The sequence below is a fragment of the Aeromicrobium sp. genome (assembly GCF_023146395.1).
In the GTDB taxonomy this organism is placed as follows: Bacteria; Actinomycetota; Actinomycetes; order Propionibacteriales; family Nocardioidaceae; genus Aeromicrobium.
In genome coordinates, this window is sequence record NZ_JAGLCD010000011.1 from 34,292 (window position 1) to 56,711 (window position 22,420).

22 protein-coding genes and 1 other RNA gene are annotated in these 22,420 nt (G+C 71.2%); 14 read left to right on the top strand and 9 right to left on the bottom strand.

Annotated elements, in window-relative coordinates:
- The first annotated feature begins 12 nt into the window (after window positions 1-12).
- The 6 genes from KAG51_RS09595 (at window position 13) to KAG51_RS09620 (ending at window position 3,976) form a co-directional block, all read left to right on the top strand.
- Window positions 13-927, top strand: coding sequence for an aminoglycoside phosphotransferase family protein (locus KAG51_RS09595; RefSeq protein ID WP_290583051.1), 915 nt, complete (start codon window positions 13-15; stop codon window positions 925-927).
- A 54-nt stretch (window positions 928-981) separates the two neighbouring features.
- Window positions 982-1,662, top strand: a complete 681-nt coding sequence (locus KAG51_RS09600) for a VOC family protein (RefSeq protein ID WP_290583053.1) — start codon at window positions 982-984, stop codon at window positions 1,660-1,662.
- 33 nt (window positions 1,663-1,695) lie between these two features.
- Window positions 1,696-2,754, top strand: a complete 1,059-nt coding sequence (dapE, locus tag KAG51_RS09605; protein ID WP_290583055.1) for a succinyl-diaminopimelate desuccinylase — start codon at window positions 1,696-1,698, stop codon at window positions 2,752-2,754.
- Between the two features lie 31 nt (window positions 2,755-2,785).
- Window positions 2,786-3,349 (top strand): DNA-3-methyladenine glycosylase I, encoded by a 564-nt coding sequence (locus KAG51_RS09610; RefSeq protein WP_290583057.1) that lies wholly within the window; start codon window positions 2,786-2,788, stop codon window positions 3,347-3,349.
- A 121-nt stretch (window positions 3,350-3,470) separates the two neighbouring features.
- A complete protein-coding gene (locus tag KAG51_RS09615) occupies window positions 3,471-3,632 on the top strand; it encodes a DUF3117 domain-containing protein (protein ID WP_019145023.1) in 162 nt (53 codons plus the stop codon).
- Complete coding sequence (locus KAG51_RS09620; RefSeq protein WP_290583059.1) at window positions 3,632-3,976, top strand: hypothetical protein; 345 nt, start codon at window positions 3,632-3,634, stop codon at window positions 3,974-3,976. The genes KAG51_RS09615 and KAG51_RS09620 overlap by 1 nt, the downstream gene beginning before the upstream one ends.
- A gap of 2 nt (window positions 3,977-3,978) precedes the next feature.
- On the opposite strand, the gene KAG51_RS09625 is transcribed toward KAG51_RS09620, so the two are convergent.
- Entirely contained in the window at window positions 3,979-4,620 is a 642-nt protein-coding gene (locus KAG51_RS09625) for an O-methyltransferase (RefSeq protein ID WP_363316158.1), read from the bottom strand.
- Between the two features lie 150 nt (window positions 4,621-4,770).
- Between KAG51_RS09625 and sigE the strand changes: the two genes are divergently transcribed.
- Together sigE and KAG51_RS09635 are read left to right on the top strand one after the other, a co-directional pair.
- On the top strand, window positions 4,771-5,358 hold the full coding sequence (sigE, locus tag KAG51_RS09630) for an RNA polymerase sigma factor SigE (protein ID WP_290583061.1): 588 nt from the start codon (window positions 4,771-4,773) through the stop codon (window positions 5,356-5,358).
- Entirely contained in the window at window positions 5,355-6,254 is a 900-nt protein-coding gene (locus tag KAG51_RS09635) for a zf-HC2 domain-containing protein (RefSeq protein ID WP_290583063.1), read from the top strand. The genes sigE and KAG51_RS09635 overlap by 4 nt, the downstream gene beginning before the upstream one ends.
- 152 nt (window positions 6,255-6,406) lie before the next feature.
- Here the strand turns inward: KAG51_RS09635 and KAG51_RS09640 are convergent, their stop codons facing one another.
- Genes KAG51_RS09640 through KAG51_RS09660 form a run of 5 tightly spaced genes read right to left on the bottom strand, consistent with a single transcriptional unit; the run spans window position 6,407 to window position 10,864 of the window.
- A complete protein-coding gene (locus KAG51_RS09640; RefSeq protein WP_290583065.1) occupies window positions 6,407-6,730 on the bottom strand; it encodes a sec-independent translocase in 324 nt (107 codons plus the stop codon).
- Window positions 6,731-6,747: 17 nt separating this feature from the next.
- Window positions 6,748-7,929, bottom strand: coding sequence for a P-loop NTPase (locus KAG51_RS09645; RefSeq protein WP_290583068.1), 1,182 nt, complete (start codon window positions 7,927-7,929; stop codon window positions 6,748-6,750).
- 48 nt (window positions 7,930-7,977) lie between these two features.
- On the bottom strand, window positions 7,978-8,529 hold the full coding sequence (locus KAG51_RS09650; RefSeq protein WP_290583070.1) for a DUF1003 domain-containing protein: 552 nt from the start codon (window positions 8,527-8,529) through the stop codon (window positions 7,978-7,980).
- A complete protein-coding gene (locus KAG51_RS09655) occupies window positions 8,522-9,766 on the bottom strand; it encodes a CBS domain-containing protein (protein WP_290583138.1) in 1,245 nt (414 codons plus the stop codon). The genes KAG51_RS09650 and KAG51_RS09655 overlap by 8 nt, the downstream gene beginning before the upstream one ends.
- A 36-nt stretch (window positions 9,767-9,802) precedes the next feature.
- On the bottom strand, window positions 9,803-10,864 hold the full coding sequence (locus KAG51_RS09660) for an alpha/beta hydrolase fold domain-containing protein (RefSeq protein ID WP_290583072.1): 1,062 nt from the start codon (window positions 10,862-10,864) through the stop codon (window positions 9,803-9,805).
- A 156-nt stretch (window positions 10,865-11,020) separates the two neighbouring features.
- Between KAG51_RS09660 and KAG51_RS09665 the strand changes: the two genes are divergently transcribed.
- The 4 genes from KAG51_RS09665 (at window position 11,021) to ssrA (ending at window position 15,334) form a co-directional block, all read left to right on the top strand.
- Window positions 11,021-12,430, top strand: coding sequence for a wax ester/triacylglycerol synthase family O-acyltransferase (locus KAG51_RS09665; RefSeq protein ID WP_290583074.1), 1,410 nt, complete (start codon window positions 11,021-11,023; stop codon window positions 12,428-12,430).
- 250 nt (window positions 12,431-12,680) lie between these two features.
- Complete coding sequence (locus tag KAG51_RS09670; protein WP_290583076.1) at window positions 12,681-13,568, top strand: DMT family transporter; 888 nt, start codon at window positions 12,681-12,683, stop codon at window positions 13,566-13,568.
- A gap of 92 nt (window positions 13,569-13,660) precedes the next feature.
- The gene (locus tag KAG51_RS09675) at window positions 13,661-14,854 is read left to right on the top strand and encodes an acyl-CoA dehydrogenase family protein (RefSeq protein ID WP_290583078.1); all 1,194 of its coding nucleotides are present in this window, start codon (window positions 13,661-13,663) and stop codon (window positions 14,852-14,854) included.
- 109 nt (window positions 14,855-14,963) lie between these two features.
- Window positions 14,964-15,334: a transfer-messenger RNA gene (gene ssrA / locus KAG51_RS09680) on the top strand.
- Window positions 15,335-15,506: 172 nt separating this feature from the next.
- Here ssrA and KAG51_RS09685 read toward each other — a convergent pair.
- Complete coding sequence (locus tag KAG51_RS09685) at window positions 15,507-16,844, bottom strand: condensation domain-containing protein (protein WP_290583080.1); 1,338 nt, start codon at window positions 16,842-16,844, stop codon at window positions 15,507-15,509.
- Window positions 16,845-16,935: 91 nt separating this feature from the next.
- Here KAG51_RS09685 and KAG51_RS09690 point away from each other — a divergent pair, with 91 nt between their 5' ends.
- Complete coding sequence (locus KAG51_RS09690) at window positions 16,936-17,721, top strand: alpha/beta hydrolase (RefSeq protein WP_290583082.1); 786 nt, start codon at window positions 16,936-16,938, stop codon at window positions 17,719-17,721.
- Between the two features lie 53 nt (window positions 17,722-17,774).
- Here the strand turns inward: KAG51_RS09690 and KAG51_RS09695 are convergent, their stop codons facing one another.
- Complete coding sequence (locus tag KAG51_RS09695; protein WP_290583084.1) at window positions 17,775-20,108, bottom strand: choice-of-anchor I family protein; 2,334 nt, start codon at window positions 20,106-20,108, stop codon at window positions 17,775-17,777.
- 124 nt (window positions 20,109-20,232) lie between these two features.
- A complete protein-coding gene (locus tag KAG51_RS09700) occupies window positions 20,233-20,844 on the bottom strand; it encodes a vitamin K epoxide reductase family protein (protein ID WP_290583086.1) in 612 nt (203 codons plus the stop codon).
- An 87-nt stretch (window positions 20,845-20,931) separates the two neighbouring features.
- Between KAG51_RS09700 and KAG51_RS09705 the strand changes: the two genes are divergently transcribed.
- A complete protein-coding gene (locus KAG51_RS09705; RefSeq protein ID WP_290583088.1) occupies window positions 20,932-22,419 on the top strand; it encodes an NAD(P)/FAD-dependent oxidoreductase in 1,488 nt (495 codons plus the stop codon).
- Window position 22,420: the final 1 nt, after the last annotated feature.

Sequence of the window (22,420 nt, forward strand, 5' to 3'; positions counted from 1 at the left end):
CAGGCTCGTGACGTGAGCCTGCTGCCGTTCGAGCTGCCCGCCGGCTTCCTCGCGCACGCCGGCCGCGGCGAGCGGTGGGCGGCGTGGATCGGCTCCGTGCCGCGCCGGCTCGCCCATGCGATCGAGGCGTGGGACCTCGTGGTCGACGGCCCGCCGCTGCACGGGCACACCGCGGTCGTGGTGCCGGTGCTGTCCGACGGGACACCGGCCGTGCTCAAGGCCGGGTGGCCGTTCGAGGAGCCGCGCCAGGAGTGGCTCGCGCTGCGGCGGTGGGACGGACGCGGTGCCGTGCGGATGCTCGCGGCCGACCCTGCGTCGAACGTGCTCCTCCTCGAGCGTCTGCAGCCGACCGACCTCCTGACCGTGGACGCGCTGGATGCGTGCGAGGTGGTGGCGGGCCTCTACGCGACGCTCCACGTGCCGGCCCCGGCGCGCCTGGACCGCCTCTCGGCGAAGGTCGCGCGATGGACCGAGGACCTCGCCGCGCTGCCTCGATCGGCACCGTTCCCGCGCCGCATGGTCGATCAGGCCGTGCACCTCGGCCGCGCGTTCGCCACGGACCCGGCCACCGACGGCACCCTCGTGCACACCGACCTCCACGACGAGAACGTGCTGGCCGCGGAACGCGCGGCGTGGCTCGCGATCGACCCGCAGCCGCTCTCCGGCGACCCCCACTACGAGCCGGCCCCGATGCTCTGGAACCGGTGGGACGAGGTGCTCGCCGCCCGCGACCCGAGGTTCGCGGTGCGGCGGCGCTTCCACACCCTGGTCGACGTCGCCGGCCTCGACGAGCAGCGGGCCCGTGACTGGGTCGTCGTGCGAGAGGCCCACCAGGCGATGTGGGCGATCGAGGACTCTGTCGCGGGGCGGGGGGAGCCCGACCGCGTCACCGCGGCGGTCACGATCATCAAGGCTGTCCAGGACTGAGTCCACCAGCCCACGAGGGGTGCCGGGGCGACGGCACGGGCCTAGATTCGTCCCATGAGCCTCGTGACCTGGAAGGATCTCGTGATCGACGCGGTCGACGCCGCGGCATCGGCCCAGTTCTGGGCCGAGCGCCTCGGGCTGCGCCGGGAGGTGCTCGGCGACGGCACGGCTGCCGTGCTCCGCGGCGACGACCCGGGCCAGACGATCTGGATCAACGGCGTGCCGGAGCCCAAGACCGTCAAGAACCGGGTCCATCTCGACGTGTGGGAGGCCTCGCTCGAGCCGTTCGGGGCGCTCGAGCGGCTCGGCGAGCCCGGCGAGTTCTCCTGGACCACCTTCTGCGACCCGGAGGGCAACGAGTTCTGCGTCTTCGTCAAGGACGGCGCCGTACCGGGGTTCAAGGCGCTCGAGATCGATGCCGCCGACCACCTGGTGATCTCGACCTGGTGGGCGGACGTCCTGGGCGGGCGTCTGGTGCGCGACGACGGCGGCGCCTACTCCAGCGTCGAGGACGTCCCCGGCCTCCCCGGGGAGGGACTCGACTTCGCCCCGGTGCCCGAGCCGAAGGCGGTCAAGAACCGGGTGCACTGGGACGTCCGGCTGAACCCCGGCGCGTCGGTCCGTGACCTCCGGGACCGGGGCGCGATGCTGCTGCGCGCAGCGGGGGACGACGAGCCGTGGACCGTCATGGCCGACCCCGAGGGCAACGAGTTCTGCGTGTTCGACGCCGAGTGACCGGCCCGGCGCCTGCGTGACAGAGTGGGACCCATGGCCCTCGACCTGAGCTCAGACGTCGTCGATTTGACCGCGGCCCTGGTGGACCTGCCGTCCGAGAGCCTCGACGAGCAGCTCATCGCCGACGAGGTCGAGATAGCGCTGCGGCGCCTGCCCCACCTGTCGGTCGTGCGCGACGGCCACACGATCGTGGCTCGCACCGACCTCGGGCGTGCCGAGCGCGTGGTCATCGCCGGGCACCTCGACACCGTGCCCGCGAACGGCAACCTGCCCTCTCGCCTGGCGGACGGCGTGCTCCACGGCCTGGGGTCGTGCGACATGAAGGGCGGTGTCGCGGTGGCCCTGCGCCTGGCGGCCACCGTGCCCGAGCCGACCCGCGACGTCACCTACGTGTTCTACGAGGCCGAGGAGATCGCGGCGGTCCACAACGGACTGGGCCGCCTGGCCCGCGAGCATCCTGCGTGGATCGAGGGGGACTTCGCGATCCTGATGGAGCCCTCGAACGCAGGAGTGGAGGCGGGGTGCCAGGGCACGATGCGGGTCGACCTGCGCACGACGGGGGAGCGGGCCCACTCCGCCCGCTCGTGGATGGGGTCGAATGCGATCCACGCCCTCGCGCCGGCGCTCGCCACGCTCGAGGCCTACGTCTCGCGCGAGGTCGAGATCGACGGGCTGACGTACCGCGAGGGCCTCAACGCCGTCGCGATCTCCGGCGGGGTCTCGGGCAACGTGGTGCCCGACGCCGCATCGTTGACGGTCAACTTCCGCTTCGCGCCCGACCGCTCCGAGGAGCAGGCGCTGGCGTTCCTGCGCGAGACCTTCCCGCAGTACGACCTGGCCGTCACCGACTCCGCGCCGGGGGCCCTGCCGGGTCTGCAGCGTCCGGCGGCGGCGGCGTTCGTGGAGGCCGTCGGCGCCGAGGTCGGACCGAAGTTCGGCTGGACCGACGTCGCGAAGTTCACCGTCCTCGGGGTGCCCGCCGTGAACTACGGTCCGGGCGACCCGCTGTACGCGCACAAGGCCGACGAGCAGGTTCCCGTGGCGCACCTGCGCGGCGTCGAGGACAAGCTCCGCACCTGGCTCAGCCGGTAGCGGTGTCGGTGCCCCGTGACACGATCGGGCCGTGAGCGTCCTTCCCGGCCGTGACGGCCAGCCGCGCTGCCCCTGGGGCACCGCGCCCGACATGGTCCAGTACCACGACACCGAGTGGGGGCGTCCGGTCCACGGCGACGTCGGCCTGTTCGAGCGCATCACGTTGGAGGCCTTCCAGTCCGGCCTGTCGTGGGCCATCATCCTGCGCAAGCGGCCCGCGTTTCGCGAGGCGTTCGCCGGCTTCGACCCCGAGGTCGTGGCCGGCTTCGGCGAGCCCGACGTCGAGCGACTCCTGGCCGATGCCGGCATCGTGCGCAACCGCGCCAAGATCGAGGCCGCGATCGGCAATGCCCGCGCGGTGCTGGAACTGCACGGCGAGCTCGACGAGATCATCTGGGCCAGTGGTCCTGGTCCGCGCCCTCGCCCACGCACCGTCGCCGAGGTCCCGGCCGTCACCCCGGAGTCCACGGCCCTGGCCCGCCGCCTTCGTGCGCGGGGATTCCGGTTCGTGGGCCCCACCACGGCCTACGCGCTGATGCAGGCGGTCGGCGTCGTCGACGACCACCTGGCCGACTGCGCCACGGCGCCCGCCTGAGGCCCGAACGCGGCCCGACATCGATCTGACACACCCGTGGCGTCGCATCGCGTCGGCGCATGGGAGATAATGAGGCACGGGCCCGCCACCACGGTGGGCCTGTTCGACGAGAGGGGAACTCATGGCGGCCATGAAGCCTCGGACCGGTGACGGTCCGATGGAGGTCACCAAGGAAGGACGCTGCATCGTGATGCGCGTCCCGTTGGAGGGTGGGGGACGCCTTGTCGTCGAGCTCAACAACGAGGAAGCCGCGACGCTCGGCGACGCACTCAAAGCCGTCTGATGTTCGGCCTCTCGGTGCGCTGGTCCCTGACCGGCGCACCGGCTGGCACGCTCGAACGGCTGCACGCCTACGTCGAGGACGTGTCGCTCTCACGCTTCGCCGGACTCGACGGTCTGCGCTACAAGACGTGGCGTGCTCGCGACGGTGAGTGGTTCGAGGGCACCTACGTGTTCGTCTCGGAACAGGCGCGAGCCGAGTTCCAGGCTGCCTTCACCGCGAGCGCCGACGTGGCGGCGGGCAGCGAGATCATCGGGTCCGGGCCGGAGCTGATCGAGGCGTTCGAGGTCGTCGCCGCCGTGCGGGGGCCCGCCGGGTTCCGCTCGTCGGCCCGTTTCGAGAGCTGAGCTCAGGCGATCTTCTGCACGGCCAGCATGCCGTCACCGACCGGCAGCAGGACCGCGCGCAGAGCTTCGTCGTCACTGACCCGCTGCAGCAGGTCGCGGATCGCGCTCGTCTCCGGGTCGCGTTGCGCGGGATCGGCCACGCGGTCGTGCCACAACGCGTTGTCGAAGCAGATCAGCCCGCCGGGCCGGACGAGGCGAACCGCCTCGTCGAGGTACTCGGCGTACTCGACCTTGTCGCCGTCGAGGAAGGCGAGGTCGTAGTTGCCGTCAGCCAGGCGCGACATGACGTCGAGCGCGGCTCCGGCGATGAGCCGGAAGCGCTGCGGGGCGATGCCGGCGAGCGTGAAGACCTCGCGCGCATGGCGCTGGTGCTCGGCCTCGAGATCGACCGAGGTCAGCACCGTGTCGGTGCTGGCGCGCAGGATCCACAGCCCGGACACGCCGGTGCCGGTGCCGACCTCCACGACGGCCTTGGCGTCGACGGCAGCGGCCAGGAACGCGAGCGTCGCGCCACCGCCCGCACCGATGGGAGCCACCCCCACGACCGTGGCGCGCTGCCGCGCCTCGGCGAGGATCGCGTCCTCGCGCGGGTAGCCCTCGGCGAACGCCAGGCTGGCCGCGTTGATCATGCTGTCCTCCGCCACGGCTCCAGCCTAGTCCCGCTCGACCTGCAGGCGGCGGCACCACGCGGGACAATGGCGGTGGAACCGCAGGCCGGGCCACGGGTCGCCGGGTTTGGGGAACCGTCAGCCGGTGCTGAGCGTTCTCTCAGCAAGAACCGGCACGATCAGTGCATGACGAGCGACAGGAACTCCGTGGTCACGACCGAGCCGCACCCCTCCTTGGAGTGGGACGCCATCGTGGCGGAGCACTCCGCGCGGGTCTACCGGCTTGCGCTGCGGCTCACGGGCAACCCGCACGACGCCGAGGACCTGACCCAGGACGTCTTCGTCCGGGTGTTCCGCTCGCTCGACACCTACGAGCCGGGGAACTTCCCGGGCTGGCTGCACCGCATCACGACCAACTTGTTCCTCGACCGGGCTCGCCGGGCCTCGCGCATCCGCATGGACCGCTTCGCCGACGGCGCCGAGGACCGCCTGCTGGCCCAGGACCTCCGCCCGGAAGAAGCCGTCGACGGTGCGGGCTTCGACCCGGACATCGAGCAGGCCCTGCAGGCGCTCTCGGAGGACTTCCGGGTCGTCGTCGTGCTGTGCGACGTCGAAGGCCTGAGCTACGAGGAGATCGCCGACGTGCTGGGCATCAAGCTCGGTACGGTCCGGTCGCGCATCCACCGCGGGCGCACCCAGCTGCGGGCTGCGCTGTCGCACCGGGCGCCCACGACGGGGCGCACCCGGGTCTGGGGACCGGTCGGGGTCGGATGACCCATCTCGGTGCCGATGTCGCGGCGTTCGTCGACGGGCAGCTCCCGCCCGCGCGGGAGCTGGCCGCTCGTCGCCACCTCGAGCAGTGTGAGCGGTGCCGCTCAGTCGTTGCCGAGCAGGAGCAGCTCAAGCGCCGGATGGCGCGGACCGCGCCCGCGGGTGGGCCGGCGGGTGTGCCGGCCCACCTGGCGGCGGCGCTGGCGGCCGTGGCCTCCGACCCCAGGGAGCCGGACTCGCCCCGGCGGCAGGCCCTGCGGCGCTCGGTCGGCGTCGTTGTGGCCCTCGTGGGATCCTCGGCCGCCGTGCTCCTGCTGGCGTACGTGCTCGCGCCGCCGCTGCCGAGCACGGGCGATCCCGTGGACCCCGACTTCGACGCGTACGTCAGTGAGTTCCTGGCGGAGGCCGCGAGCCGCCGTGCCCCCGACGTGGTGGCGACGTCGACGACGGTTCCTGCGGCCGCGTCGAGCGACACCACACCGCTGAGCCCCCGCGAGCTCGCCCGGCTCGACGCCGACGGGTGGCCGTGCCACACGGTGCTGGCCGGTGATCTCGAGCGCGTCGACGGTCGTCTCCTGGGTGACGCGGCCATCGCGCTGCGCTACTCCGGTGAGCACGTCCAGCTGCACCTGATCGAGCAGATCGGGCGCCTCGACGACGCCGCGCTCGCCGACTTCCAGCGGCGCACGCTGGCCGACTCGGTCGTGTGGGTCCGCGAGGGACAGCCCAATGTCGCCGCCTGGCAGGCCGACGGGGTCGTGTACGCCGTCGTCACCGACGCGTCGGTCGCGAGCGTCGCCGAGGTCGTCGCGCAGCTTCCGTCGACCCCGGACCGGTCCGCGATCGAGCGGGTCGAGGACGGCCTGGACCGCATGACCGGCTGGATCTCGGCGGCCTAGAATCCTCGCCCAGCAACGGCATCGAGGCTGAGGGGTTGAGGGTGTCACGGCACCCTCAACCCCTCAGATCGCGACCGCTGATGACGAAGGTTGAGGGGGCGCGGTGGCGCGGGCAACCACGACCCCTCAGATTGCGTCCGCCTCGGTGGGGCCTAGGTGGCCTCGGTGTCGAAGGGGGGGCGTTCGCCGGGGCGCAGCGACCGGGACACCGCGGTCACGGCGGCCGTCGCGGGCGTGCGGCCCGACGGCTCGTCGAGGAACGTGCGGCGCACGGCCTCGCGCGGGTCGAGGTCACGCAGCTGGAGTCCCGAGAGGTCCTGACCGATCTCCCGGCCGAGGTCGTTCTTGGCGTTCTCGGCCATCTGCCGCACCGTGCGGACGAAGCCGCCGGCCTGCTTGGCCAGCTCGGGCAGACGCTCGGGGCCGAACACGAGCATCGCGACGACCAGGATGACCCCGATCTCCGCCCAGCCCATGCCGAACATGGTGAGACCTAGAGTCGACCGGCCGGGGTCAGGCCGAGCTGCATGCCGGCCAGACCGCGCGAGCGTCCGCTGAGGCGGTCGGCGGCGGCCTGCAGCACGACGGCCGAGGCCGACTCGGGGTGCGCGACCACGATGGGGTGGCCTTCGTCGCCGCCGAGGCGCAGCTGCTCGTCGAGCGGGACCTCCGCGAGGAGGGGGACGTCGTGCCCGAGGCGTTCGGCCAGGGTCGAGGCGACCTGCTGGCCGCCGCCGCTGCCGAAGACCTCGAGGCGCTCACCCGACGGCAGTGCCAGGTACGACATGTTCTCGACGACCCCGACGACCCGCTGGTGGAGCATCGAGGCCATCGTGCCGGCCCGCTCGGCGACCTGGGCGGCCGCCTGCTGCGGGGTCGTGACGACGAGGACCTCGGCGGTGGACAGGTGCTGGCCGACGCTGATGGCCATGTCGCCCGTGCCCGGCGGCAGGTCGAGGAGCAGGACGTCGAGGTCGCCCCAGTAGACGTCGCTCAGCATCTGCACGAGCGCCCGGTCGAGCATGGGGCCGCGCCACGCGACGACCTGGTCCTTGCGCGGCTTGAGCATGCCGATGCTGATGACCTTGACGTCGGGGGCGGCCGCGGCGTCGGGGTGGTCGCCGAGCGAGCTGACCGGCACCGGGACGGGCATGATCATGTCGTCGACCTGGGTGGGACGGTGATCGCCCACGCCCATGAGGTCAGGGATCGAGTGGCCGTAGATGTCGGCGTCGAGGATGCCGACCTTGAGCCCGCGCAGCGCCATGGCGACACCGAGGTTGACCGTGACGGAGGACTTGCCGACGCCACCCTTGCCCGAGGCCACGGCGTAGACGCGCGTGAGATTGCCCGGCTGGGTGAAGGGGATCTCCTTCTCCGCGGCTCCGCCCCGCAGCATGTCGCGCATCGCGGTGCGCTGCTCGTCGGTCATGACGCCCATGTCGACGTGGACCAGGTGCGCGGGCGCGACGCCGGCGACGGCCTGGGTCACGTCGCGCGTCAAGGTGTCCTTGAGTGGACAACCCGCGACGGTCAGCAGCAGCCGCACCGTGATGTCGGTGTCGCTGATCGTGATCGTGTCGACCATGCCGAGCTCGGTGATGGGACGCTTGATCTCGGGGTCGTTGACGCGGGTCAGCGCCTCACGGACCTGTTCCTCGGTGACGGCAGCCATGTCCTCCATCGTACGGGGGAGCCCGGCGCGCCCGAGATGAGTCCAGCCTCAGTCGCGTTTGTCCTTCTTGGGCTTGGGCGGCTTCTCGCGTCGCTCGCCCTCCTCGGCGGGGTCGAGCGCCTCGACCAGGCCGCGCAGCTCGCTGCGCAGGAAGTCGCGGGTCGCGACCTCGCCCAGGCCCAGGCGCAGGCTGGCCACCTCGCGGGCCAGGAACTCCATGTCGGCGTGGGACTGCGCGGTCGCGTCGCGGTCCTGCTGCTGCTGGACGCGGTCGCGCGACTCCTGACGGTTCTGCGCCAGCAGGATCAGCGGGGCCGCGTACGAGGCCTGCAGGGAGAGGATCAGCGTGAGGAAGATGAACGGGTACGGGTCCCACCGCGCCTTCTCGGGGCCCAGGACGTTCCAGCCGAGCCACACGATGATGAAGACCGTCATGCCCGCCAGGAACGTGGCGGTGCCCATGAAGCGGGCGAACGACTCGGCGAAGCGGCCGAAGCGCTCGGTGTCGAAGTCGGCGCGCGGGTGCCACCCGCGCCGGCGGTCACGCGGCTGGTCGAGGCGGCTCTGGCGCGCGGCGTCGCGCCGCGACTGCTCAGCCATGACGCACCGACTCTCGGGTCGACTCGCGCCAGCCCTCGGGCAGGAGGTGGTCGAGCACGTCGTCGATCGTGACGGCGCCCATGAGGTGCTTGGACTCGTCGATGACCGGCAGGGCCACCAGGTTGTACGCCGCGAGCAGGCCCGAGACGTCGGCGAGCGAGGACTCCGGGCGCGGCCACTCGATGTCGTCGTCGACGATCGCGCTGACGAGGGTCGACGGGGGGTGGCGCAGCAGCGCCTGCAGGTGCACGACGCCCAGGAACCGGCCCGTGGGCGTCTCGACCGGCGGGCGGCAGACGTAGACCATCGAGGCGAGGGCGGGGATCAGGTCGGGCTCGCGGACCCGCGCGAGGGCCTCGGCGATCGTGGCGTCCGGGGCGAGCACGACCGGATCGGTCGTCATCATCGAACCCGCCGTGCCCTCCTCGTACGTCAGGAGGCGGCGCATGTCCTCGGCGTCCTCGGGCTCCATGCGCTGCAGCATCTGCTCGGCCGTGGCCGGGGGCAGCGACCCGAGGAGATCGGCGGCGTCGTCGTCGTTCATCTCGCTGACGACGTCCGAGGCGCGCTCGGGGTGTAGGACGCCGAGGATCTCCACCTGTGCGCGGGCGGGCAGCTCCTCGAGGACGTCGGCGAGCCGTTCGTCGCCCAGCTCGGCGGCGATCTCGAGCCGGCGCTTCGGCGTGAGCTCCAGCAGGGCGTTGGCGAGGTCGACGGCCCGCAGGTCGTCCATCGTCGCGAGCAGGTGCTGGGCGCCCTGGGCGGAGTCCTCGTCGGCGAGGCCCACGACGTCGGACCATTCCGGGGTGTGCGTGGCGCCCCGGCGACCGAAGCGCTTGCTGGACTCCTGCACCGCGACGTGGGTCAGGTGCCAGTCGCGGCGGGCGTCCATCTCCATCGCGAGGTCGAAGACCTCCCCGGCGAGGCCCTCGCGGGTCGTGACCTGGCGGTCGAAGAGCTCGTGCACCGCGAGCGTCTCGTGCTTGCGCTGCTCGAACCGGCGCATGTTGACCACGCCGGTCGTGATGATCTGGCCGCCGTCGAGCGAGGTCACGCGCGTGATCGGCAGGAACACGCGCCGGCGCCCCAGGACCTCGACCACGAGCCCGAGGACACGTGGTCGACTTCCGGTGGAGCGGATCGTCACGACGACGTCGCGCAGCTTGCCCACGCGGTCGCCGGCCGGGTCGAAGACCGGTTGTCCGACGATGCGGGACAGGAAGATGCGTCCGGGCATGCTGCTCACGTCAGCACCCTACCGGCGGGCCTGACGTCAGGCCGGTGCTGCGGAACTGCGCCGGGCGGTGACCGCGCTGACGTGGCCGAGGTGCTGCGTCGAGGACGGGCGCGAGGTCTCCCGGGCCTCGAGCCCGGCCACAAAGGTGCCGATCTCGTCGATCGCCGCGCGGGCCTCGGGCACCCAGGACGCGGCCGCCTGGAACACGTGCACCTGGCGGTCCCAGACCGTGAGGTCGCAGGGCACGCCGGCCGCCACGAGCCGGTTGGCCATGAGCTCGGCGTCCGCGAGCAGGATCTCGCGCGAGCCGACGTGGATCAGGGTCGGCGGCATGTCGGCGAGGGGCATGTTGACCGGGCACGTGCGCCGGCCCGACACGCCCCGGCGCGTCTCGAGGTTCTCCGAGACGTCGGTCAGGCGCGAGACGGCGCGCAGGGAGAACGTCTGGCAACGGTGCGCATTACGGTGCACGGCCTTGCCGGCGGGGTCGAAGTCGAGCAGCGGAGAGAGCGCCACGACGCCGGCAGGTCGGCCCAGGCCGGCGTCCATCGCGGCGCGCGCGACCGCGAACGCCAGGTAGCCGCCCGCGGAGTCGCCCGCGATCGTGACGTCCTCGATGCGGTGGCCCTGGGCGAGCAGCCAGTGGAGGCCGTCGAGCCCGTCGGCGACCGACTCCGTGATGGGCTCGTAGGGCATCTGTCGGTAGCCGACGTTGAGCGCCGGCACGCCTGAGGCCGACGAGATGCGCGAGACCAGGCGCCGGTGGGTGTTCAGGCCGCACGTGAGGAACGCCCCGCCGTGCAGGTAGAGGATCGCGCCGCCCTCGCCGGGCGTGTCGGCGACTCCGGCGCCCAGGACGAGCTCGGCGCCGCAGAGGCCTAGGTCGACCCGGCGCCAGCGGGTGCCCTCGGGCGCCGGGAGCAGTCGGGCGGCCTGCTCGAGCAGATTGGGAGGGAACAGGTCGAACGGCAGGCGCGACCAGGCGTCGAGCAGCGGGCGGACCGTGTGCTTGAGGCCGAACGCCAGGACCTGCGACGGCAGGCTGGCTCCGGCGCGGAACTGCGCGTCCGCGGCGACCGAGAGGTGCGTGCTTCCCATGCGTGCTCTCCCTACCGTTCGCGACCCGGTCCTGACCGGATCATTCACCCCACGACCTGCGAAGATTCACGCGATCGTGTGTCATGTTGTGATGTGATTCACATTCGTTGAGTGAGCGTACGCGACCACAGACCACCCCGCGCGAGGAACCCCCACATGCCGTTCATGCCGCCGACCGACTCGATGTTCCTGCTGGCCGAGTCGCGGGAGCACCCCATGCACGTCGGCGGGCTGCAGCTGTTCGAGCCGCCGGCCGATGCCGGCCCGCACTACGTGCGGGAGGTCCTCGACCAGTTCCGCGGCAACGACAACGTCAACCCGTTGTTCCGCAAGCGACCGGCCGAACCCGTGGGTGCGGTCGGCAGCACGTGGTGGACGCACGACGAGACGATCGACTTCGACTACCACGTGCGGCACTCGGCGCTGCCGGAGCCGCGGCGCATCCGCGAGCTGCTCCAGGCCACGTCGCTGTGGCACAGCTCGCTGCTCGACCGGCACCGCCCGTTGTGGGAGTGCCACGTCGTGGAGGGCCTCCAGGACGGCCGCTTCGCGGTCTACAACAAGGTCCACCACTCGATGGTCGACGGCGTGTCCGCGATCCGGCTGATGCAGCGCTCGCTCAGCACCGACCCCGAGGCCGACGACTGCCTGCCGCCGTGGCTGCAGCCCGAACGCGCCCGGAACGCCCCGGGTGAATCGACCGGGTCGGGCGGATTCGGCCCGCTCGCCCTCGCGCGGTCGCTGGCTGGTGCGGTGGGCGACGTCGCCGGCGACCTCGCCGGTCTGCTGCCCGCCTCGGCCCGGATCGCGATGGAGGCGATCGGCTCCAACGACCTGACCCTCCCGCGAGCGCCCCGCACGATGTTCAACGTCCCGATCGGTGGGGCCCGGCGCTTCGCCGCCCAGTCGTGGGAGATCGAGCGCATCCGGCGGGTCGCGAAGTCGTCGGCCACGACGATGAACGACGTCGTGCTCGCGATGGTCTCCGGCGCCCTGCGGGAGTACCTCATCGAGAACCACGCCCTGCCCGACGACCCCATGACGGCGATGGTGCCGGTGTCGCTGTCGCTGCGCTCGGGCGGCGACCCGGCCGAGACCGGCCGCGACGGCGGCAACCAGGTCGGCGTCATCATCGTCAACCTGGCGACCGATCGGGAGAACGGCTCGACCCGCCTGGAGGAGATCGCCTACTCGTCGCGCCAGGCCAAGCGGATCCTCGGTGATCTCACCCCGACGCAGATCCTGGCGTTCTCGGCGCTGCAGATGCTGCCGCTCGCGTTCACGCCCGTGCCCGGCTTCGTCAAGTACACGCATCCGCCGTTCAACGTCATCGTGTCGAACGTTCCCGGTCCGACCGAGGAGATGTACTTCAACGGCGCGCGCCTGGACGGGATGTACCCCGTCTCGATCGCGCTCGACGGCCAGGCCATCAACATCACCTTGACGAGCCGCGCCGGCTACCTCGACGTCGGCATCATCGGCTGCCGTCGCACGGTCCCGCACCTGCAGCGCCTCCTGCTGCACCTGGAGAGCGCCCTCTCCGAGCTCGAGGGCAGCTGGGGGTGAGACCCCCACCGGCGAAGCCGGTCAGCGAAGTCGTCGAGTGGTGCGCGAGGGACGAGCGCGGCGTATCGAGATGCTGCTCGCGTGACCTCGAGCGGTCGGACCGGCCGGTGGTCACGGCTACCTGCACCTGACGGGGTCTCGATACGCCGGCTCGCTAGCGCTCGCCGAGCACTCGACCAGCGAAGTGGGGACCACTCGACCAGCAGAGGGTGGTCCGAGGCGCTTCGCCCGCATCCCCGACACTGGTCCGGTGAATGCGCTTCTGGCTGCGGTGGCCATCCTCGGGGTCTCGGCCTCGGGGCCGCTGATGGCCGCCACGACCGCGCCGGCCCTGGCGATCGCGTTCTGGCGCAATGCCGCAGCCTCGGCCGTGCTGGCGCCCGTGACCCTGCTGCGCCGGCGCGGGGAGCTCGCGGCGCTCTCAGCACGGGGGCGCCGCCTCGCGGTGGTCGCGGGGGTGATGCTGGCGCTCCACTTCGCGACGTGGGTCGGGTCGCTCAAGCTCACGTCGGTCGCCGCCGCCACCGCGCTCGTCACGACCCAGCTGGTCTGGGTCCTGCTGATCGACCGGCTGCGAGGGCGCTCGGTCCCGCTGCAGGCCGGTCTCGGGTGCGCCGTCGCGATCGCCGGTGTCCTGGTCGTCTCCGGCTTCGACTTCACGGTGTCGACGCGGGCCCTGGTGGGCGATGCGCTCGCCGTCGCGGGCGGGCTGTTCGCGGCGCTGTACCTCGTGGCCGGCAGCGCCGTGCGCACCGAGCTGTCGACGACGGCCTACACCGCGGTGTGCTACTCGGTCTGCAGCGCGGCGCTACTCGTCGCGGTCGTCGTCGGCGGGGTCCCGCTGGTGGGGTTCTCGGCCCGTGACTGGCTGCTGATCGCCGGGGTGACGGTCGCGGCGCAGTTCCTCGGGCACTCGATCATCAACCACCTGCTCGCGGTCATGAGCCCTACGGTCGTCTCGCTCATGCTCCTGCTGGAGGTGCCGCTGGCGGCCCTGCTCGCCGGCGCGTTCCTCGACCAGTCGCCGCACGCGGGCGTGTGGGTCGGTCTCGGACTGATCCTCATGGGTCTGGTGCTCGTAGTCACACGACGCTCACCGCGCGAGCCGGTGCTGGCCGAACCGCCCTTGGTCGACTGACCCGGCTCCTCGGGTGCGCCCGACTACCGGTGGGTAGAGTCGCCCTGATCATTGTGGGCTGTCGCCCCCCTTCTTTCATCAGGAGCCACCGCATGGGACGTCTCGCCAGCACCGAGGGATTGACCGAGGAGCAGACCGCGATCCTCTCGACGATCCGCGAGTTCGTCGACGAGAAGATCATCCCGGTCGCGCAGGAGCTCGAGCACGCCGACGAGTACCCGACCGAGATCATCGAGGGTCTCAAGGAGCTCGGCGTCTTCGGCCTGACGATTCCCGAGGAGTACGACGGCCTGGGTGAGTCGCTGCTGACCTACGCGCTCGTGGTCGAGGAGATCGCGCGCGGATGGATGAGCGTCTCGGGCGTCATCAACACGCACTTCATCGTCGCCTACTTGCTGATGCAGCACGGCACGGAGGAGCAGAAGAAGAAGTATCTGCCGAAGATGGCGACGGGCGAGGTCCGGGGTGCGTTCAGCATGTCGGAGCCGGGCCTCGGCTCGGACGTCTCGGCGGTCTCGACCAAGGCCACCAAGACCGATGACGGCTCGTACTCGATCACGGGCCAGAAGATGTGGCTGACCAACGGCGGCACGTCCACGCTCGTCGCGGTCCTGTGCAAGACCGACGAGGGCGCCGAGAGCGTCTACAAGAACATGACGACGTTCCTGGTCGAGAAGGAGCCGGGCTTCGGCGAGACGGCCCAGGGCGTCACGGTGCCGGGCAAGATCGCGAAGATGGGCTACAAGGGCGTCGAGACGACCGAGATGATCCTGGAGGACCACCAGATCTCGGCCGAGCAGATCCTCGGCGGGGAGCCGGGCAAGGGCTTCTTCCAGATGATGGACGGCGTCGAGGTCGGCCGTGTCAACGTCGCCGCCCGTGCGTGTGGACTGGCGATCCGTGGATTCGAGCTCGCGATCGCCTACGCCCAGCAGCGCAAGACGTTCGGCAAGCAGATCGCCGACCACCAGGCGGTGCTGTTCCGCCTCGCCGAGATGGCCACCAAGGTCGAGACGATCCACACCATGATGGTCAAGGCGGCCCGCCTGAAGGACACCGGCAAGCGCATGGACGTCGAGGCCGGCATGGCCAAGATGCTCGCCTCGGAGTACGCCAACGAGGTCGTCGAGGACTCCTTCCGCATCCACGGCGGCTACGGCTACTCCAAGGAGTACGAGATCGAGCGCCTGATGCGCGAGGTCAAGTTCATGCTGATCGGTGAGGGCACGTCCGACATCCAGAAGATGATCATCGGTCGTTCGCTGCTCAAGGACTACAAGCTCTGAGACGTGGTGCTGGTGGGCTGACGGGAATGTTCCGTCGGCCCGCCGCGCTATGCTGAGCAGACTGCTTCGGCAGTGGCCCCTGACGTTCGAGGGGTTTGACAACTCCAGAGGGGCTGATCGGTTTCGACTGTGGTCGTTCGGATCAGGTGAAGCGGGTAGAGAAGGCAACGTCATCTCTCAAACGATCGTTGCAACCCAATAAGTGCCGATTCCAAGCGCACTGACTTCGCCCTCGCTGCCTGACAGCGACTGGTGAAGGGCAGACCCGGGAGCGTCCCCGTCCCGGATCGTCTGTCTCATTGAGGGGACTTGCTGGTCATGCCGTGCCACGAGGCGTGATCGGGACTCTTGCGTGGCTGAGCCTGTCGGTGACGCGTTCGTCCGAGCACCGAGGCTGAGAAAAGCGCCAGACGAACTGCACCCGGAGAAGCCCTGATGCAGCGTCATAGGACCGGGGTTCGATTCCCCGCAGCTCCACCACGCCACTGAGGCCGCCCCCGTTCTGTGGGGGCGGCCTCAGTGGCGTTATCGAAAGTGCAGTGAATCGAGTGGGCCCCTCTGTCGGCGACGAAGTCGCCCATTCTGAGGGATCCCCGCAGCTCCCCGCAGCCTGCGAGCGCCGGTGCCACGCCACCAGTGAGGCGAACGCCCGTCAGCCAGCCCCAGCCCCCGCCGACCCCGACCCAGCCCCCGCTGCCCCCGCCAACCGCCCCACGACCGCGTCGAGCCACCGCCCCACGTGCTCGCGCGCCTGCGGCGTGTCGGGGTAGCGGCACCGCAGGTGGAGGCCGTCGTCGCCGGCGAGGAACCACGCCATGACGCCGTCGGGACGGGTCACGGCCGAGACCCACTGCACCTCGAGCCCGGGCGGAACCTCGGGCAGGCGCCGGGTGTCGAGCCAGGAGAGCGCGAACATGCCGGGCGGCGCGAGCTCGTGGTCGAGGTGGCCGAGGATCGGGGCCAGCGGATGGGCGCCCAGCTTCATCGCCTCCCGCAGGGCGGCCGCGCATCCCGTGGGCGAGGGGTCGGTGCAGTCGAGCACCGAGTTGGTGATGAACCAGCCGACCGATCCGTACCAGGAGGGGTCGTCGCGGCTGTGGACTGGAAACACGGCACGCAACGCGTGCCCGGAGAGCTCGGTCGTGACCGCCGCGACCTCGGCGATCGCGAGCGCCGTGAGCCGGACTCCGTGGTCGGCGGCCTGCTTCTCGAGCGCCTCCAGCTGCCCCGGGTCGAGCACGTCGCGCACCTCGACCACCTCGGCGCGCGGCTCGCTGACGTCACCCAGCGGCAGGGGGAAGACGGGCAGGCTCCCGCCGCCGGCCGCGAGCACCTCGGCCCAACGGCGGCCCACCCAGTGAGGCGTCGCGTCCTGCTGCTCGAGCAGCAGCGTGTGGGCGGCGAACGGCGGGGCCGGACTGAGGCCGGCTCCCGGAGCCCGACCGGCGACGACGTCGGCGAGGCACGCCCGCAGGTCGCGCAGCAGCACCAGGAGTGACCACATGTCGAGGTGGGCGTGGTCGCCGGCGATGACCACGACGGGGCGAGGGTCGTGGCCCTCGTCCGGCGTGACGACGCAGAGCCGGTGCGACGGGGTGGCGAAGGGACGGCAGGACTCGTCCAGCACCCGGCGGAGCACGAGCCGCGACGGCTCGGACGGATCCGCCGGCGGGTGCTCGACCCAGTCGCCGTGGACGAGCTCGGTCTCGCGCAGCGTCAGCTCGCCACCGGCGTCGGAGAATGCCGTGTGCAGCGTGCCGTGGCGTGCGACGACGGCCGACCAGGCGTGCGCGAGCTGCGCCGGGGTCGCCGTAACGTCGAGCCGGAACGCCAGCGCCATCCACGACCCGGCGCGGTCACCGGCGCTGGTGTGGAGGCGTTGGTCGTAGGAGATCGGCACCACGGCGCCAGGCACGCCGGCCGGCCCCGTGGAGAGACTCGTCACACGACCCGGGGGGAGCACCATGTGAGCCACGTTCGTGAGTCGCATCGCGGTTATCCTAGGCGCGGCGATGCCCGGGAAGCAGGACATGGGCGGGGGTGCCGGGCGACGGGCGGCAGACGACAGAGCGCGAGGTGGCGTGGACACATTCACCACGAACGGCGCGACGCTGGCGTTCGACGTCGACGGCACCGAGGGACCCCTGGTGGTGCAGCTGCACGGCCTGACCTCGAGCCGTGAGCGTGACCGACAGCTCGGGCTCGACCTGTCGCGGGCGCTGCGCGGGCACCGGATCCTGCGCTACGACGCTCGGGGGCACGGTGAGTCCACCGGCACCGCTGATCCCGTGAAGTACCAGTGGGACCGGCTGGCGGTCGACCTGCTCGCGCTGCTCGACCACGTGGCCCCGGGCGAGACGGTTCACGCCGTCGGCCCGTCGATGGGTACCGGCACGATGCTGCATGCCGCGACGCGGGAGCCGGGACGCTTCGCGAGCCTGACCCTGGTGACCCCGCCGACCGCGGGCCGGACCCGGCGCCAGCAGGCCGAGACATACCGCGCGAACGCCGACCTCGTGGAGCGGGAGGGCATCGGCGCGTTCCACGCGCTCGACGTCGAGTCGCCCGCGGTGCCGGCGATGGGCCACGCGCCCGAGACCGCACCGACCGTGCCGGAGGCCCTGCTGCCGTCGGTGCTGCGCGGGGCCGCCGCGAGCGACCTGCCCCACCGCAAGCTCGTCGTCCGCCTCCAGGTGCCGACTTTGGTGCTGGCCTGGACGGGGGACCGCACCCACCCCATGACGACCGCGAACCGGCTGCACCGGATGATCCATGGCAGCCGGCTCGAGGTCGCGCGCACCCCGTACGGGATCGTGGCCTGGCCCGGCCTGTTCGCCGAGCACGTCGTCACGTCGAAGCGCGCCTGAGGCACGTCGCCCCGCGTCGCGGATCCTCCCGCGGCGCAGGGCGACGTGCAGTCTCACGACGACAGCTGGTCGAACCGGTAGAGGAAGGCCGCCATCTGCTCGCGCAGGACCGACTCCGACCCCCGGAACGTCGGCGCTTCGCCTCGCTCGAGGTAGCCGGTCGTGATGTCAGTCATCGCGAGCCACTCGATCTCGTCGAAGAACGTGGCGGTCGTCGGTACGTCGCTGAAGGTCGGACCGTCCTCGTCGACGAAGTCGCTGCCCGCCGTGCGGTAGAGGAAGGCGGCCATCTGCTCGCGCAGGACTGGCTGCGACGGCCGGAACGTCGTGGTGCCGTCGGCCTCGGCGTACCCCGTCGTGACGCCCTGGTCGGCGAGCCACGTGATCTCGCGGTAGAACGTGTGCGTCGGAGCAACGTCGGTGAACGGCGACACCGCAGGCGCCTCCCACGTCGGCTGCCCGGCGAAGCGGTAGAGGAAGGCGGCCATCTGCTCACGCAGGACTGGCTGCGACGGCCGGAACGTCGTGGTGCCGTCGGCCTCGGCGTACCCGGTCGTGATGCCTCGGCCGGCCAGCCACGAGATCTCCGAGAAGAAGACGTGCGTCGAAGTCACGTCCGTGAACGGCGCGGGCTCAGGCTCGACGAGGTCGGTCACCCCGAAGAACGTCGTGGTGCCCGAGACCTCGTTGCCGACGATCACGAGCGCCTCGCCCGTGGGGGAGTCGGTCGCGCTCACGAACGTGAGCCCCTCGGGCCCGAGGTCTCCGGCCGAGGCCAGGAATGCGGCCGGGTCGGCAGCCTCCTCGATGCCGTCCTCGACCGAGACCGCGAAGTCGCGGTTGTTGACGTACGTGACGTACTCGGCGTTCGCGGGGTCGGAGATGTCGTAGACCATGACGCCGCCGACCCGCTCCAGGCCGATGAACGCGTAGGTGCGGCCGCCGACGGTGCCGATCGTGAGGTTCTCGGGCTCGGGGCCCTTGTCGTCGCTGCGGCCCTCGAAGTTCGACTCGGAGTGGTTCGAGTTGAAGTAGTTCGGGACCACGCGGGCCACGGTCTGCTCGAAGTCGTCGCCGGAGTCGAACACCTGGGTGCCGTCGGTCGTCCAGATCGAGAAGGAGCGCGAGCCGAAGGAGTACAGCTCGTCGAAGCACGTGCCCGCCTCGTTCAGGCCGGAGGCCGTCGAGACGTTGAGCCGGCCCAGCGCGGCGTCGCCGCGGAGCTCGGCGAGCGGGGAGTCCTCGCAGATCGGCGGGACGCCACCCTTGCCGAGGTCCTTGACGCGCGACGGCTCCTCGTAGTCGCCCCACTCACGGGCATCGCCCTCGTTCGCGGTGACGAGATAGGTCGAGCCGCTGGCCTGGTAGGCGTTGATGCCGTCGGGCATGTACAGGCCCTTGACCGGCCACTCGCCGATCTTGATCTCGGGGCCCTTCGAGGCGCTGTCGCGGTCCGAGGGGTCGAAACCCTGGCCGGGGACGCTGTGGTCCTTCGCGCCGAGCGGCCAGATGTCGGTGACGGTCGCGGTGGCGAGGTCGACCACGGCGACCGCGTTGGCCTCCTGCAGGACCGCGTAGGCCGTCGTGCCGTCCGGGGCGATCGCGACGTACTCGGGCTCGAGATTCCGCGAGACGGGGTTGCCCTCCTCCGGCGTCGGGCCGAAGATCCGCACGGCCGGGTCGAGGGTCCGGCTGCCGTCGGCCTCGAACTCGTGGAACGTGGCGGTGCGCACGGCCTCCTGCGTGGGGGCCGCGACCGTCGCCGGAAGGTCGACGACGCCGACCGACCCCTCCGGGTCGAGGCTGAAGTCGTCGGCCGGCTCGCCCTCGTTGGCCACGACCGCGCGGGTCCCGTCCGGCGTCACGGCCACCATGTCGGGCAGTGCGCCGACCTGGACGGTGCCGAGGATCTCGAGCGACGCCGCATCGGCGAACAGCAGCCAGCCGGCGTCGGTCTTGGTGGGGGCCTCGATCGCGGCGACGACCAGGCCGTCGGGGCGGATCGCGACGGAGTTCGCGACGGCGCCCTCGCCGATCGCTGCCGCGTCGGAGGCGACGATCGCGCCGACCAGGGTCGGTGCCGTGGGGTCGGCGGCGTCCAGCACGTCGATCTCGCCCGACTCGGCGTTGACCACGAACGTGCGCTGTGTCGCGGCGTGGAACGTCACGATCTCGGCGGCACTGGCGTCGAAGACGTTGGTGCGGAACGTGCCGAGGACGTCGAGGGCCAGCGTGGCCTCGTCGGCGGAGTCGCGGTGGACGGTGTCGGCGGCCTGGGCCGGGCCCAGCAGCGTCAGCGGCGCCAGGAGCGCCGAGGTGGTCAGGACGACGCCCAGGGAGCGTCGGAGCCGGCGAGAGGTCGCGGGCCGGGTGGGGGAGGAAGGCATGGCCGGGAACGTAGGCAGGCCCGGTGACGCGATGGTGGACCTCAGGTGACTCCCAGGTGGCCCGGCGGCAGTGGGGCCGTCCGGGCTACACGAGCCTGGCCCGAGAGGACCAGGCCCAGGAAGATCAGGCCCAGAGGGTCGTGCCGAACTGGAACCAGATCAGGGTCGCGATGACGACGTACCAGAGCGCCACGATCAGGACGCGCCAGTCGTTGACGAAACGGGTGAGTGCCGACTCGGGCCGGTACTCGATCAGGACCTGGCCGATCGAGACCACGAACATCGGGATCATCATGAGCCACACGACGATGCAGTAGGGGCAGAGCACCTGGATGTCGTAGATGCTCTGGCTCTGCAGCCACGTGACGAAGCCGATGCCGAACGTGACGCCGATCGCGATACCGCCCCAGAACCACCGGGGGAGGATGACGCGCGAGACCAGCAGCACGCCGAGCAGCACGACCATCGTAAAGCCGACGATGCCCATGAGCGGGTTCGGGAAGCCGAACACCGAGGCTTGCCACTGGTTGACGACGCCCCCACAGCTCACGAAGGCGCTGAGGTCGCAGGCCAGGGCCTCCTGCGGGTTCTCCAGCAGGTTGACCTTCTCGATCGTGAGGATCAAGGCCGAGGCGAGCGCGATGCCACCGGTCACGATCAGGAAGGCCCCGTAGCCGCGCAGGCCCTCGCGGAGCTCGGTGGAGCGGGGCTGGGTCGGAGTGTCGGTCGCGGTCACGGCGACAGTCTAGGCAGAAACGGTGACACCCCGACGTACCATCGGTATGGTGACATCGGTAGTGTCACATCGAACTGGGAGCCGCTCATGAGTACCGACCACGTCGACGTGCTGATCGTCGGAGCCGGCCTCTCCGGGATCGGCGCGGCCCACCGGCTGCGCGAGATCTCGCCGACCTCGACCTTCACGATCCTGGAGGCGCGCGACCACATCGGCGGCACGTGGGACCTCTTCCGCTACCCGGGCATCCGCTCCGACAGCGACATGTACACCCTGAGCTACCCGTTTCGGCCGTGGACCAACCGCAACTCGATCGCCGACGGAGCCGAGATCCGTCAGTACATCCAGGACACGGCCGAGGCCGACGGCGTCGTGCCACACATCCGCTTCGGGCACCGCGTCACCCGGGTCAGCTGGTCCAGCGACGACGCCCGGTGGACCGTCACCGCGACGACGGCCGACGGAGCGAACGGTCCGGGCACCGTGACGATGACGGCCTCCTTCGTGTACTTCTGCAGCGGGTACTACTCCTACGACACCGGCTACACGCCGGAGTTTCCCGGGCTGGAGGCGTTCTCGGGCACTGTCGTGCACCCGCAGTTCTGGCCCGAGGACCTCGACGTCAGCGGCCAGCGCGTCGTCGTGATCGGGTCCGGGGCCACGGCCGTCACGCTGCTGCCGTCCCTGGCCGACCAGACCGCGCACATCACGATGCTGCAGCGTTCGCCGACGTTCATCACGAGCCTGCCGCAGGTCGATCCGCTGGCCGGCCTGACCCAGAAGCTCCTGCCCGCGGGGCTCGCGCACCGGCTCAACCGGTTCCGCAACGCCTCGGTCGCGGTGGGCTTCTACGAGTTCTGCCAGCGATTCCCCCGACTCGCCCGTCGGATCCTGCTGGCCCGGGCACGTCGTGCGGTGCCGGAGGGATTCGACGTCGACACGCACCTGAACCCGAGCTACGACCCGTGGGACCAGCGGCTCTGCGTCGTGCCCAACGGCGACCTCTACCGCGCCCTGCGCCGGGGCAAGGCCGACATCGTCACCGGTCACATCGCGACGTTCACCGACGGCGGCATCGAGCTGACCGACGGCCGGCACCTGGACGCCGACGTCGTCGTGACGGCCACGGGCCTGCAGCTGGTGAACTTCGGCACGGCCGAGGTGGAGGTCGACGGCCAGGTCCTGGACCCGCACGACCTCTACACCTACAAGGGCCTGATGTTCAGCGGGGTGCCCAACCTCGCCTGGTGCGTGGGCTACACGAACGCCTCGTGGACCCTGCGCGCCGATCTGACCTCCCAGTACGTGGCGCGCTTCGTCGAGCACCTGCGGGCCACGGGCCGCCGGTTCGGCGCCCCGCACCCCGACGGACCGGGAGGCGAGGAGCGTCCGCTCCTGGACCTGACGTCGGGCTACGTGCAGCGCGTGGCCCAGCAGATGCCCCAGCAGGGCTCGAGCCGGCCGTGGACGATCCGTCAGAACTGGTGGCTCGACTCGATCGACCACCGGCGCACCGATCTCGACGAGGCGATGATCTGGGACGTCGCGCCGGCGAAGGCGCCGACCGCGGTCTGAG